Below are 13,754 nucleotides of genomic sequence, written 5' to 3'. Positions count from 1 at the left end.
GATTTGATAAAGAATGATCCCAATGAAATACAAACATAATAGAAGTGTTATCCTACGTTATTTTACTTGTAAATATGACATATTCAAAATGTGTGGTTTTAACCTTTACAAAAAGGCTATATCTAATAAGTAACCTGATTTTAAGGAGGCCCTTTCTAATGTCTGAGAAAATGATCTATGGTAACACACCTTGCTTTTTAGGAGCAGAAAACCTTGTTAAAAATCCCGAACGCGTAAAAGACGTTGATGCCATTGTGTATGGCGTCCCTTGGGAAGGAGCTGTTACGTGGGGAGATTATACCGGCTGCGAGCTGGGCCCTAAAGTCATGCGGCTATCTTCTGGTAGGTACAGTGGTTACCTCCCAGAGCTCGACCATATTGATGTTTTCGAACACTTGACTCTTGGAGACATGGGGGATATTGCTGTAACGCCTGCGGAACCGGAAGATACGAAAAACAAAATCAATCAGTTTGCTAAAAAAGTCTGGGAAACCGGAGCATTCCCAATTGCTCTAGGAGGAGACCATGGGATCACCTATCCTATCGTCGAAGCACTCACCCAATCGACAGGAAAAAAAGTAGGCATCATTCATCTTGATGCTCATTATGACAATAATGAACATTCCGTGGGCGACCCTTATGGTCGCGGGTCACCTTTTTACCGATTGTATGAAACAGAAGGTGTACGAAATGAAAGCCTTGTTCACCTTGGGATACACGGTCCTCGGAATAAAGCGGAAAACGGGAAATTAGCAAAAGAAGTTGGCGCGACAACGTTAACTGTAAATGATGTAAGAGAAGCAAAAGATTTACGTAAATTTGCTAATGAGGTGTACGATATCGCTGCCAATGAAACGGATATTGTATACTTGAGTATTTGTAGCGATGTTTTGGATCACGCTTTTAACCCGGGAGGTCCAGCTGATGGGAACGGCCTTACGTCTTATGAACTTCTAACGATCGTTCATGAAGTGTGTAAACGTGGCGTCGGCGGTATGGATTTCGTAGAAGTATATCCCCAGCAAGACGAAACCGATTTCAGCTCCCATTTTGCTTCTTGGGTCATCCTATATGCTCTTGCCGGAGAGATTAACAGAAAAAGATAAAAAAGTTTTAAAAGTAGGTTTAGGCTTGTATAAGAGGGGTATATAACTAACATAACTCCCCCACTTTCTCATAATTTCCTCTCCCTGTAAGGAGCCGTACGCGAATCGCGTACGGTACTTTTTTTGTTTATCGTGAGTGGTATAAGAAGTTGGTTTAGTTAGGAGAAAATGTCTTTTCCTCCTAACTGGCACCAACCCCAAATAACTGGTGCAGCCTCATAATAAGTGGAGCAAAATGATAATAAATGGATCATTCACAACAGGGTCCAAGACATCCATAAAATAACTGGATCATACGAAACTCACCACGGTCCATCCGCAACCAAAAAAGCCGCCTCCTAAGAGACAGCTTTTCCATTTAACGATCTATTTCTTTTAACTTCTCTTCAATTACCGTCGCCAAACAGTCGATAAACTCAGGTTTTGCATTCGGCATTTCCGGACGATAATAAGACACCCCTAATTCATCTGTAACCACTTTACATTCGTAGTCGTTATCATATAGAACTTCTAAGTGATCGGCTACAAATCCAACAGGGCAATAAACGAACGCTTCATAGCCTTCTTTTTCATAAAGGTCACGTGTGAGATCCTGCACGTCCGGACCAATCCAAGGGTCCGGTGTGTTTCCTTCACTCTGCCAACCAATTTCATAATTTTTAATGCCTGCTTTGTCCGCAATTAACTTCGCTGTTTCCTTCAATTGGTCAGGGTATGGATCTCCGTTTTGCAAGATTTTTTCCGGTAGGCTGTGTGCAGAGAAAATAACGACGCTCTTGTCGCGCTTCTCTTCGCCCATCCCATCCATTGTCTTTTTCACTTGATTAACCCAGTAGTCGATAAATTTAGGCTCATCGTACCAGCTTTCAACACTTGCAATGGTAGGTCCATCGATCTTCTCAGACTCTTCTTTAGCACGACCATTGTAAGACTTCACACTAAAAGTAGAATAGTGGGGAGCGAGCACAATACTCACCGCCTTTTCAATACCGTCTTCTTTCATTTGATGTACGGCATCTTCAATAAATGGATCAATATGTTTAAGCCCTTGATAGGCTTTAAATTCACAATCAGAGAATCGTTTGTTCAACTCAGCTTCTAGCTTTTCTGTTTGTTCATCCGTAATTTTAGCCAAAGGAGAAATGCCTCCGATTGCCTCATAACGCCCTACAAGATCGTTAAGTGCCTCTTCAGATGGCTTTCTTCCTCGTCGGATATGTGTGTAATAAGGTTCTACTTCATCTAAACTCCTTGGAGTTCCGTATGCCATTACGAGTAAACCGTATTTTTCTTTCACTGCCAACGCCTCCATACACGAATTTATTTCGATAGTTTATCTTGAGAATACTCATGGGCAAAGCGGGTTAATCTCTTCAGCGTTTCCGGTTTGATCTCAGGAAACACACCATGGCCGAGGTTAAAGATAAAGCCTGGTTGCTCAAGACCTTGATCAAGAACTTCTCGTGCTCTCTTTTCAATCTCGTCCCATGGAGCAAGAAGAATCGCAGGGTCCAAGTTTCCTTGTACAGTTTTCGTAATTCCGTCTTTTCTTGCTTCTGAAATCGGATAACGCCAGTCGAGCCCAACTACGTCTACAGGGAGATCATGCCAATCTTTCGTCAAGTGGCGTGCCCCTACTCCGAAAGTAATAAGCGGCACATTGGTCTCTTTCAACTCTGTAAAAATACGTTCCATTACAGGCTTAACGTAAATACGATAGTCGTTTACGTTTAATGCACCGACCCATGAATCAAACACTTGGATTGCTTGTGCACCAGCATTTACTTGCGCTTTTGCATAGGCAATCACCATGTCACCAAGCTTGTCCATTAATTTAAACCATGCTTCTGGCTGACTATACATCATGGCTTTTGTCTTATTATAATTCTTCGATGGTCCTCCCTCAATCATATAGCTTGAGAGTGTGAACGGAGCACCACTAAACCCGATAAGAGGAACATTGAGTTGCTCGCGCAGAATCTTAATGGTTTCCAATACATAAGGCACGTGATGAGGGGCGTCGAGTTCACCAAGACGATCCACATCGGCCATCGATTCAATCGGGTTATAAATAACCGGACCAATACCTTTTTTAATTTCCACATCCACACCAAGAGCAGGAAGCGGGGTCATGATGTCTTTGTAAAGAATGGCAGCATCGTTGTCGTACTGATCAACAGGAAGCTTTGTTACCCAAGCACATAGCTCAGGTTGCTGAGTGATTTCTTCCAAAGAATACTTTTCCTTGATTTTTCGGTATTCCGGTTGGGAGCGTCCTGCTTGTCGCATATACCATACCGGGACCTGGTCTACTTCTTCTCTTCTTGCGGCTTTTAAAAAACGGTCATTAAACATAGGGGGGCACCTCTCTTATGTAAGCTCTTTCGTCTATTTAGCACAATTCTAAAAACACAGTCGTTACAAATATACTAATGGTTTGACAAAAAGTACAGTTCAAGGGCGCAATTGTCATAAATTCGCTATAGAAAACCTACTTTGTCCAGTTACTTTTCGTGTCATCAAACGTATTTGGTACTTGCGGTCGCTTCTTTTGCCCTGAAAGGGGACTACGGAAAAATAAATCAGCCCAATCGCGAATACGGATTGGCGCAAAGGGACTCATATAGTAATTCCCAAAACTTTTCAAGCTCGATAAATGAATGGTCATAAATATAAAACCGATGACAATCCCATACAAGCCAAAACCTGCTGCTGAAATCATTAACGCAAAACGAAGCATCCGAAACGTAATACTCACATTATACGAAGGAAGGGAAAACGACGAAATGGCCGTTAATGCCACTACGATAATCATAATCGGACTTACGATTCCCGCTCGAACGGCGGCATCTCCAATTACAAGACCACCAACAATTCCGATCGTCTGACCAATTGGTTGCGGTAGACGTACTCCTGCTTCCCTCAAAAGCTCCAACGTAAACTCCATGGCGAAGGCTTCAATAAAAGAAGGGAATGGCACCCCTTCTCGAGTACCTGCGATTGAAACAGCAAGGAGCGTGGGGATCATTCCAGGGTGGTAAGAAACCATGGCAATGTAAATAGCCGGTAAAAACATAGCAATAAATGCTGCTACATAGCGAAGTAGTCGCACAAGCGTTCCAATTTGCCATCTGTCATAATTATCTTCCGGCGACTTAAACAAAAATTGCAGGGTTACTGGTGCCAAAAGAGCAAACGGGGTGCCGTCCAATGACACAGCCACACCACCGTTCATGAGTGAACTGACGGTTTTATCCGGTCTTTCCGTTCTCAACACTTGCGGAAAAGGGGAGAGAACATTATCTTCTACAAGTTGTTCGATGTTGCCCGATTCCTCCGTATCGTCGGTATCCACACAAGATAACCGATACCTCATTTCATCTACAAGTTTCGGGTCTACAATCCCTTTAATATACATCAATGCAAAGTCTCGTTTGGAACGTCGTCCAATCTGACCAAATTGACATACGAAGTTCGGGTCCCGCACACGCCTCCTAACGAGCATAACATTAGTATGAAGCACTTCATTAAATCCGTCACGGGGACCTCGCACAAGAACTTCACTAGGAGGCTCGTTCAATCCTCGCTGCTCAAACTCTCGAGCGTCAATGATAAAGAATGTACTTACCCCATCTACTGCAAGCAACGCTTGCCCACTCATAAAACCGAGGATCGCATCATCAATATTATCGGCTGTTTCCGCCTCTGTAAAAAGAATCGTTTCTTGCATCACTTTCTCAATAAAGCGTTTATCATCTTTTTCTTTCGGCAAATCATCATTGAAGTTCATTAAAGGACGAATGACCCCTTGTTCAAGGCTGTACATGTTCGTTAAGCCATCAATGGTGTAGACAATTGCACGCCGTTTTTTGGCTATCTTGAATTCTTTAACAACGACGTCATCACTTTCTCCAATAATGCTATCAAGCGTCTTCTTTGTTTCATCCAAGTTATCAGAGACCACAATATCGTACTCATCCGAACTTCTCACGTTGTCTTCGTTCAATTTTTTAAACAGCTTTTTAAACACAGAGGACACCTCCTTTTCCGTTGTGAACGACCTTCATCTTTTAAAATACACGTTCCTTTGTCATAAAGTGGCGTATTCTTACATCAGCAGAAATCGTTATTTCTGCGTCTTTAAAGAAACCGTCTTCTCCGTCCCACTCATCTTTCATCTTTCGCCATTGTTCATGATTCTGCACTCGAAGCTCTTCACTCAATCCAGTCACATCAAGATGAAATTCATCTTGCATATCTCGAATAAAAGCTTCTGTGTGCTCAATCATGTAGGCTTCAATTGCTGTTTCCATTTCCCTGAATGCTTCTTGAGTTACGGAATCAACATCTTCAATCCAACTCTCTACAAGCGCCCCTTCCGCCTTCATTTTCACATCGAATACGGGGGTTCCCTGATCATTGACGGATGCATCAATACTTGAACTCATCCTCCCAGTCTCAAAAACAAAGATGTCCTCCTGGTTCTCTAAACTAGTTTCAACAATGGCATTTTTCATATCACCTAAAAGGAGATTGTAACCAATGGCCTTTTCGTCCGTGAGCATAGCTTTAAACTCCCCGGCTCCGTTAAAAATCGCTCCTCCCCTAATTCTGTAGGAAGTAGCTTGCCGTTCAATAACTCGCGGGATAACGAAGGCAACATTAGCTAGCAACTTGTTTGTCACATCAGAGATCGTCGCTTTTTCGATCATAGACAAATCTCTCACATCATTTTCAACAGTACTCACTAAGGCCAGACCTGTGAGGGGTTCAGGTGGACGATCATCTTCCAACACTTTATCCGCATCACCTTCAACCACAAACAGTTCCGTGTTCCTTCTCATTTCATGGTCTCTAATATAAAAATCGAGCGTATATTTGAGCATGTCTTGTTTGACTAAGTCATCATCTAAGAGGACCACTTTTAGATGCTCATAATTAAGCAAACGACTTCGTCTGGAGGGGATATTCCGGTTTGAGCCAAAATTTGTTCGCTCCGTCGTTTTGATCAAAAAAAACGGTCGATTTTTGATACCTTCTTCCCCCGCTCCCACCATTTTACTTGGAATCGCAATCTGTAAAGTAACAGCCAACTTGTCCTTGCCTCTTTCGAAATCTCCGTTATCTTCAGCGCTACTAACAGCTGCCGAAATGACAAATCCCCTCTCTTCAATTTCAACCCGATCCCAACAACCGGTCAGCAAGAGTAAGCCAAATCCACACAATAAGAGTTTCTTACCCATCCATCTCCCTCCCTGGTTGTTGTTCGATCGCTGCGCCAGATTTCGTCTTGTTGCTCTTCTTTACAACAATAAAACCAACAATTAATAATAGGATCGTTACACTAAATCCTCCATAGCCAATCCAGTCGGACATCTGTAACGATTCCGGAATGGAATCTGGTGAAAAGGCTATGAAGAAAGAAAGAAGTCCAAAAGTAAATGCCACGATATTGGCATTCCCTTTTTTGAACCATTGCGCGTGAAACGTATTAGATGCAATGAATTGAAGAATTGCCATTGTATTAAATATTGTCATGATCCACATGACAATCACGAGAGGCTCAAGCCTCTCAATAAGTCCTTCCAGCACTTCCACTTCTTTGGAGAGCTCAATCGTTGGAAAAGGCAAAATCTTCGTCGCCTCTACCGTAAGTACCCCGAATGAGAACACGACGACCAGTGCATATAAAATTACGATCCCTACAACGCCTAGCAAGTAAGTAACTAATGGTTTGTGCTTTTTTTGTTTTTTCCCTGTGGGTTCAATCGGGTTCACATACTTGAGCCAAAAGAAAAAGATTTCAAAGCCTAAGAAAAAATAAATCAAGTTTCTCGCATCGAAAGCACGAATCACCTCAGTAGCCACAAAGGGTCTGAGTTCGTTTATATTCAGGTTACCTACATTCATTAAAACCACGATCCCTAACACTAGAAGTACGAAAGGGAAATAGATGAGGCTGATATGAACAATCCCTTCTACCCCTTTACTGCATGCATACGTCGTTGCTAGAAGCATGATTAAGAAAATAACTTCAGAAGGGGTTTGGTCAAGCAAGTAAATGTGAACAACGTTGGCAAGGATGCGACCTTCAATGGCAAAAAAGGCAAGAAAATAAAGAAAGAACAAAACAGAAAATAGTTTCCCCAACCACTTTAAGTGATGTGATCTAGAAAAATAATCGAAGATCGTTTCTTTCGTCAACCTTCTTTGCAGCTTTACGATCAAACTAACGAAGATTGCCATTATAAGTCCGCAAAACAATATGGAAACCCACCCGAAAGAGCTCTCTAGGGAGGAGACAAGTGCTCGTGGAAGAGTTAAAATACCCGCTCCAATCGTAAAGGAAATATGAGTGATAGAAAGCTCAAAGGGGGACATGGTGTAATGATCCGATGATTGTGTTTTCATTTTCCTTCCCCCTCTTTCTTGATTTGTTCTCGAGCTTTTCGGTTCTCTTCTTTTTGCCATGGTAAAGAGTAGGACGATGTCATCTTCTCGGACGTTTTTAGGGCGACAAAGCAGATGACCGCATAAAGAATGCCTGAATATAGGGCAGCCCGTTGAGGAAGAAAACCTAAAAATCGATCAATCAGCTCCTGCCACATGCTCTCTTCCTTTCCAATTCCATTGTTATTTTTCCTTATTTTGCTCACACCACCCAATTTTTATGAGGCTGCTAGGAAAAAAGAGAGGTGGGTGATTTAAGGAATGATGAGATGGGGGAGTCCGAGAGGAGATGGAGGAATCACGCAATGTGATTGATAAATCTCAAAAGTGATCGATAAATCCCAAAGTCGATGAACAAACCACCAAACTCGATCGATAAATCTCAATGTCGATGAACAAATCCCCCCCTCCGACACGCGCCCCCTCTCCCCAACAAAACAAAAAGCCCAGCAGGAGAAAATTCTCCTACCGGGCATGCATGTATAATTCAACCTTCAACCTACTTACTTCAGGAAGCATCTCTTGAAAACAAGCTCCAGCTCACTTCAGCGTTATTGGAAGGCGGTCCCTCCAGCTCGGTTTGGGGGCTGTAAGGAACCACCACATACTCATTTGCGGAAAACGGATTTACTCGCTTAACAGTAAACTCGTTTTCACCTACGACTGTTCCTACCTCCCTTAAATCCGATCCATTCACTTCATAAATTCTGTAGTGAAGACGACCATCCTCACTGCCCGTCCAGTTCAAATCCACATGTGCCCCGTTCCAACTCACTACAATATCTGCTTGAAGATCATGGATATCCACGAAACGGATAGGCTCTTCTAAATCATCAACGCCATCCGGTTTCTCAAATGCAACGGCTTCAAGCAGGCCGGTCTGGGAAGCTTCAGAAAGCATTGATTTAAACAAACGAACAGGAACGGCACTCGAGTCGGTCAGATAGTGATTATGGTCGGTAATATCGTATCCCATCCAAACCGCACCTGTATATTCAGGGGTATATCCCGTGAACCAGAGATCCCTCACTCCCCCATCAACATCAGTGTAAGAGGTTGTCCCGGTTTTCCCGGCTAACGCACCTTCAAAAGTACCAGCAGTAGCAGTTCCCTCTTGAACGACCGCTTCTAGCATTCGGGTCAGGTGCCATGCATTCTGAACAGACAGGACTTCCTGAGAATAAAGTGGTGTTCCTGTCAGTTCCTCTCCCTCCCGATCGATGATATGTTCGATATAATGAGGTTCATAATACGTGCCTCCATTTGAAAAAGGGACATACAAGGAAGCCATTTCAACTGGTGTAATCCCTTCATCGAGACCACCTAAAGCGATTGCTAAGCCGTTCTCGTTAAGTGAAACCTGTTGTTTATCCAGATACGTCTTGGATGCCGGTATACCGATTTCGTTCAGTACGGAAACAGCAGGAACATTGGCAGACGTTTTGATGGCATCGTACATGATAAGGGATTCAGAATAATGTCCGGAAGAATTTCTTACCGTATAACCGTCATGACTGATCCCTTCTCTGTTTTCCAAGAGGCTGTATGGTGTAAAGTCCCCTGATTCAAGAGCAGGTGCATAGACACTAGGCACTTTAAAAGTCGAACCAGGTTGACGCTTGGCATTTACGCGGTTTAAATGCTGGGAAACGAACTCTCTCCCACCTTGGGCTGCAACAACACCACCCGTCTCATTGTTTAAAAGAACGAAAGCCCCTTCAACTTCTTGATCAGGTCCACCTTGCGGAAACGATTGTTCATCTTTAAATTGAGTGTATGAGATTTTTTGCATTTCAAGGTCCATAGGGACTGTTATTGTGTAGCCCCCTCTTAACACCTCTTCACGAGTAAGGCCGTACCTTTTTTCTGCTTCTTCTAAAACAAGGTCTACATACGAAGCAAAGGCAGGCTCTTTCGTCATCGTATGGGTTGTGGTTGGTATCGTCTTCCCCTGCAGGCGCACGGTTTCATCAGCCGTCAAATAGCCTTGTCGTTCCATAAGGGTAAGCACAAGATCTCTTCTTTGTTTGCTTCGCTCCGGATTGTTAATCGGTGAATAGGCGTTCGGGCCCTTTGGAAGAGCGGCTAGTAAGGCCCCTTCATCAGGCGTAAGTTCACTTACATGTTTGTTAAAATACATTTCACTTGCGGCTTGAATACCATATGCACCGTGACCAAAATAGATTCGATTCAAATACATCTCCAGAATTTCGTCTTTTGAATACCTCTTCTCCAAATTCACGGCAATGAGTACTTCTTTTGTCTTTCTAAGCCACGTCTTTTCATGATCGAGAAACGTATTTTTTGCAAGCTGTTGTGTAATCGTGCTGCCACCTTCAACCTTACTTCCTGCTAAAATATCCCGATATAACGCTCGTCCAATCGCTCTGAAGTCAATTCCCTGGTGATTATGGAATCGCTGATCCTCTACAGCAATAAACGCATTTTTAACATGGTCAGGAATTTCATCTTTCGTTACAAGCTGGCGGTTTTCTTCAAATAGCTTGGTAATTTCATTTCCATCTATATCTATTAGAACAGTAGCTTCATTCATCACTAACTTTGTATTGTCAATTGTATAATTGCCGTATATTAGAATGGAGAGATATAGAATAATCCCTAGGGCAAACATGCTAGTAACTGCGATAACGCCTAACATTAAGTACTTTTTTCTCATTCTTCGTTTTCTCCTCATTCGTCGTCCTCCTTTTCATTTAAATGTTCTAAGTAATTGTTGTCCAAAAAACACAGGATTCTCTAGTTAAAGGTCATCGGGTGAATGAGGACGACATCTTTTTTCCCAATGATGTGGATACACCATTTTTACTTGTTTTGTAGTATTTGCCAAATTAATTGTGAGTATGTTAGCTTAAAACGTTTCAGAACCTAGGGTACCTTAAATTATATACGAGTTTTGACAAGAAAGGTTTCATACGATGGCTTTATATTGTAAGAGCGAGAGGTTTTTTGATTTATGATGAGGCGTATTGTAGTTTAAGAAGTTTTTTTGACAACTGACTTTCACATTAAAAGGAAGAGAGCTTCGCACTATGTCTAGTAGTACGATAATGACTAGAAACATCAGAACACGGTTTCTTCGCCTAAACTAGAATGTATTCTGATGTAATGAAAGGACATATAGCTCATAGGTGCTGGATGCCAAACCGACAGGCAAGAAAAAACATACATTCCTACACTATAAAAAACGCCGCTCCATAAAAAAGAGCGACGCATCCAACCTTTTTGAAAAGGTTATCCAACATACTTTTTCAGTGCCCACTTATAGCAACTTGGCGCTTTCTCTGTTAAACGCGGGCAAATCGTCTGGTGTTCTACTTGTAACCAAGTTGCCACACACGACTACTTCTTCATCAAAGAGGTTTGCACCTGCAAGCTTTAAATCCACATGAATCGACTTGAATCCAGTTACTTTCCTGCCTCGTAACACGTCAGCAGTGATGAGCAATTGAGGGCCATGACAGATAGCAAAGATCGGCTTGTCTTTTAAAACGAAATGTTTTGCAAAGGTGACGAAACGATCGTCGGCTCGTAAAATATCCGGTGAAAAACCACCGGGAATAAACAATGCGTCAAAATCTTCAGGGTTTACATCATCAATCCCTAAATCAATTTTCACCTTTGCCTCGCCGTTTTTTCCTTCGACTGTGTCCCCTGCTTTACTGCCGATGACCATCAATTCATGTCCGCCATTTTCATACTCTTCTTTCGGTGACGTATACTCCGAGTCTTCAAACATGTTTGTAAGTACACAAGCAATTTTACTCATTTTCACAACACCCTTTCAAATAAGTCCTAGTCTCGCTTTACCCTGGACCGAAATGGACAAAACATAGGCCTTTTAATTCCAACAATCCTGTGACATGGTTTATTATTGCTATTAAAACGAATATAATGGCTGTAGACAATCTTAGGAGGTCACTGAATTAGTAGTAAGCCCCAACTCGTTCAGTGCCTTTAGTTGAATGGCAATGGCTTCACCCGGTTGCGCCCCTGTTATGAAAAGTCCATTCGTACTAGGCTTTTAAAACAGGCATCCGGTAAGCTCATTGCTTAAAAAAAGCACTGCTCGAACCTTTGCAGTGGTTTCATCACGAATCGGACGGAGGTTCACCATGACTATCAATGAATTATCGTTTTTATCGATGTGGATCGCTCTATTTGCAGGAGTCGTTTCCTTTTTATCTCCTTGCGTGTTTCCCCTTGTGCCCGCCTACTTGGCACAATTAACAGGAGCAAATATTTCAAACAATGAAATTGCCGCAGACAGAAAGCTCATCTTATCAAGAAGTATTGGCTTTATTATAGGGTTTACATCGATCTTCCTTGTGCTGGGAGCATCATCTACATTTTTTGGACGACTGTTTATTCAAAACATGACTCTCCTTGAACAACTAGGAGGTATCATCATTGTTCTCTTCGGACTACAGCTAACAGGTGTATTCAGCTTCTCTTTCTTGATGAAAGAGCGAAGAATCAATCGACCAAAGAAAGCAGCAAGCTTTCTACGATCCATTTCGTTTGGATTGGTGTTTGCTGCCGCATGGTCCCCATGTATTGGGCTCGTTCTTGGTTCAATCCTTGCCCTCGCCTCTTCAAGCGGCACCATGTGGGGAGGAATGACCCTTCTTCTCTTTTATTCTATTGGGTTAGGCATTCCCTTTTTACTAGTAGGTCTGTTATACTCTAAATCATTAAACAAAATGCGAAACGTGAATCGCTACTTGCCGATCGTCCAAAAAACGAGCGGTATCATCATGATCATTTTAGGTATTATGCTTTTCTCCGGTCTTTTTAATCGCATTACCGCGTACCTTGCTAACTACATTCCTTTTGGGATTTAACACTCGGTAATCTTACCTCTGTCTATTTAGACAGAGGTGTTTCTATACTATATTTTTTCTGAACATTCCAACTAAAAAGGGGAGAATCACAAATATGAACGATTTATTTTCTAAGCTGGAAAATCACTTTGACGAAATGGTTGAAATCCGTCGACACTTTCACAAGTATCCTGAGCTTTCTTTCGAGGAAGTGAAAACTCCACACTATATTGCAAACTACCACACGAAATTAGGATTAGATGTACAAACGAAAGTAGGCGGACGAGGGGTTGTGGCAACCTTGAAAGGGGCACATCCAGGTCCTACGGTTGCACTCCGAGCCGATTTTGATGCTCTACCGATTGAAGACGGAAAAGACGTTGCATACCGTTCTACCGTCCCCGGTGTCATGCACGCCTGTGGCCACGATGGACACACAGCAACCCTTTTAGTATTGGCAAAAGTCCTTTCATCACAAAAAGAGTCCATTCACGGGACCATTAAATTTTTCCACCAGCATGCAGAGGAACAAGCTCCCGGTGGCGCTATTGCTATGATTGATGACGGCTGTATGGAAGGTGTGGACGTTGTTTTTGGAACACACCTTTGGGCAACTGAAGAGACTGGAAAGATTCAATATAACGAAGGTCCCTTAATGGCAGCTGCCGATCGTTTCGAAATCGACATTCAAGGAAAAGGTGGGCATGGTGCTCAACCTCACGACACAAAAGACTCCATCGTGATTGGCTCTCAGCTTGTTCAATCTCTTCAACAAATCGTAAGTCGAAGAATTGATCCTCTAGATCCAGCCGTTGTAAGCATAGGCTCTTTTGAAGCAAAGAACGCCTTCAACGTGATCGCCGATTCTGCCAAGCTCATCGGAACCGTCCGTACGTTTGACGAAAAAGTTCAAGAAAAAATCCAAGAAGAAATCAAAGCAATCACAGAAGGAACAGCTTTAAGTACTGGAGCCGATATTTCATACCGATACAAAAAAGGATATCCAGCTCTAATCAACCATAAGACCGAGGCCCAGCTTGTAGCTGAAAAGCTCGCTTCTGTAGACGGCGTTAAAGAAGTCGAACACGCGAAACCGCAAATGGGCGGCGAAGACTTCAGCTACTACCTTCATCACGCCAAAGGAGCGTTCTTCTTTACTGGTGCAAAGCACCCTGATACAGTTAACCCTTATCCTCACCATCATCCAAAGTTCGACTTCGACGAGCGTGCCATGGTCATTGCGGCAAAATCATTAGCCACTCTTGCCTTTCACTATGTAGGTGAAAAAAGCAATGCAGTAAACGTATAAACCATAAAAAAGGTTGATCCGAACATTCGGATCAACCTTTTTACTAAT

At 42.6% G+C, this 13,754-nt stretch carries 11 protein-coding genes; 3 read left to right on the top strand and 8 right to left on the bottom strand.

Annotated features, from left to right (window positions below; translation table 11 throughout):
- Positions 1–158: 158 nt before the first annotated feature.
- Complete coding sequence (locus tag G476_RS0104810) at positions 159–1,106, top strand: agmatinase family protein (RefSeq protein WP_026689082.1); 948 nt, start codon at positions 159–161, stop codon at positions 1,104–1,106.
- 358 nt (positions 1,107–1,464) lie between these two features.
- On the opposite strand, the gene hemH is transcribed toward G476_RS0104810, so the two are convergent.
- The 8 genes from hemH to G476_RS0104770 all read right to left on the bottom strand — a co-directional run bounded on the left by hemH (position 1,465) and on the right by G476_RS0104770 (position 11,343).
- The gene (gene hemH, locus G476_RS0104805; RefSeq protein ID WP_026689081.1) at positions 1,465–2,403 is read right to left on the bottom strand and encodes a ferrochelatase; all 939 of its coding nucleotides are present in this window, start codon (positions 2,401–2,403) and stop codon (positions 1,465–1,467) included.
- A gap of 23 nt (positions 2,404–2,426) precedes the next feature.
- Positions 2,427–3,461: a uroporphyrinogen decarboxylase gene (gene hemE / locus G476_RS0104800; protein ID WP_026689080.1), complete on the bottom strand. Its 1,035-nt coding sequence runs from the start codon at positions 3,459–3,461 to the stop codon at positions 2,427–2,429.
- Between the two features lie 136 nt (positions 3,462–3,597).
- Complete coding sequence (locus tag G476_RS0104795) at positions 3,598–5,136, bottom strand: spore germination protein (protein WP_026689079.1); 1,539 nt, start codon at positions 5,134–5,136, stop codon at positions 3,598–3,600.
- 40 nt (positions 5,137–5,176) lie between these two features.
- Entirely contained in the window at positions 5,177–6,349 is a 1,173-nt protein-coding gene (locus tag G476_RS0104790; RefSeq protein WP_026689078.1) for a Ger(x)C family spore germination protein, read from the bottom strand.
- Positions 6,342–7,517, bottom strand: a complete 1,176-nt coding sequence (locus G476_RS0104785; RefSeq protein WP_026689077.1) for a GerAB/ArcD/ProY family transporter — start codon at positions 7,515–7,517, stop codon at positions 6,342–6,344. Before G476_RS0104785 ends, G476_RS0104790 begins: the two co-directional genes overlap by 8 nt.
- On the bottom strand, positions 7,514–7,762 hold the full coding sequence (locus G476_RS23785; protein ID WP_169720872.1) for a hypothetical protein: 249 nt from the start codon (positions 7,760–7,762) through the stop codon (positions 7,514–7,516). The genes G476_RS0104785 and G476_RS23785 overlap by 4 nt, the downstream gene beginning before the upstream one ends.
- 302 nt (positions 7,763–8,064) lie before the next feature.
- Positions 8,065–10,251, bottom strand: a complete 2,187-nt coding sequence (locus tag G476_RS0104775) for a transglycosylase domain-containing protein (protein WP_245579629.1) — start codon at positions 10,249–10,251, stop codon at positions 8,065–8,067.
- Between the two features lie 585 nt (positions 10,252–10,836).
- Positions 10,837–11,343: a type 1 glutamine amidotransferase domain-containing protein gene (locus tag G476_RS0104770; RefSeq protein WP_026689074.1), complete on the bottom strand. Its 507-nt coding sequence runs from the start codon at positions 11,341–11,343 to the stop codon at positions 10,837–10,839.
- Between the two features lie 346 nt (positions 11,344–11,689).
- Between G476_RS0104770 and G476_RS0104765 the strand changes: the two genes are divergently transcribed.
- Together G476_RS0104765 and G476_RS0104760 are read left to right on the top strand one after the other, a co-directional pair.
- Complete coding sequence (locus tag G476_RS0104765; protein ID WP_026689073.1) at positions 11,690–12,418, top strand: cytochrome c biogenesis CcdA family protein; 729 nt, start codon at positions 11,690–11,692, stop codon at positions 12,416–12,418.
- A gap of 94 nt (positions 12,419–12,512) precedes the next feature.
- The gene (locus G476_RS0104760; protein WP_026689072.1) at positions 12,513–13,706 is read left to right on the top strand and encodes a M20 metallopeptidase family protein; all 1,194 of its coding nucleotides are present in this window, start codon (positions 12,513–12,515) and stop codon (positions 13,704–13,706) included.
- Positions 13,707–13,754 lie beyond the last annotated feature (48 nt).

Source organism: Alteribacter aurantiacus DSM 18675, from assembly GCF_000429705.1.
Taxonomy (GTDB): domain Bacteria; phylum Bacillota; class Bacilli; order Bacillales; family Salisediminibacteriaceae; genus Alteribacter; species Alteribacter aurantiacus.
The sequence above is the reverse complement of the archived record's forward strand: the minus strand, read 5'-3'. Positions and strand labels throughout refer to the sequence as shown.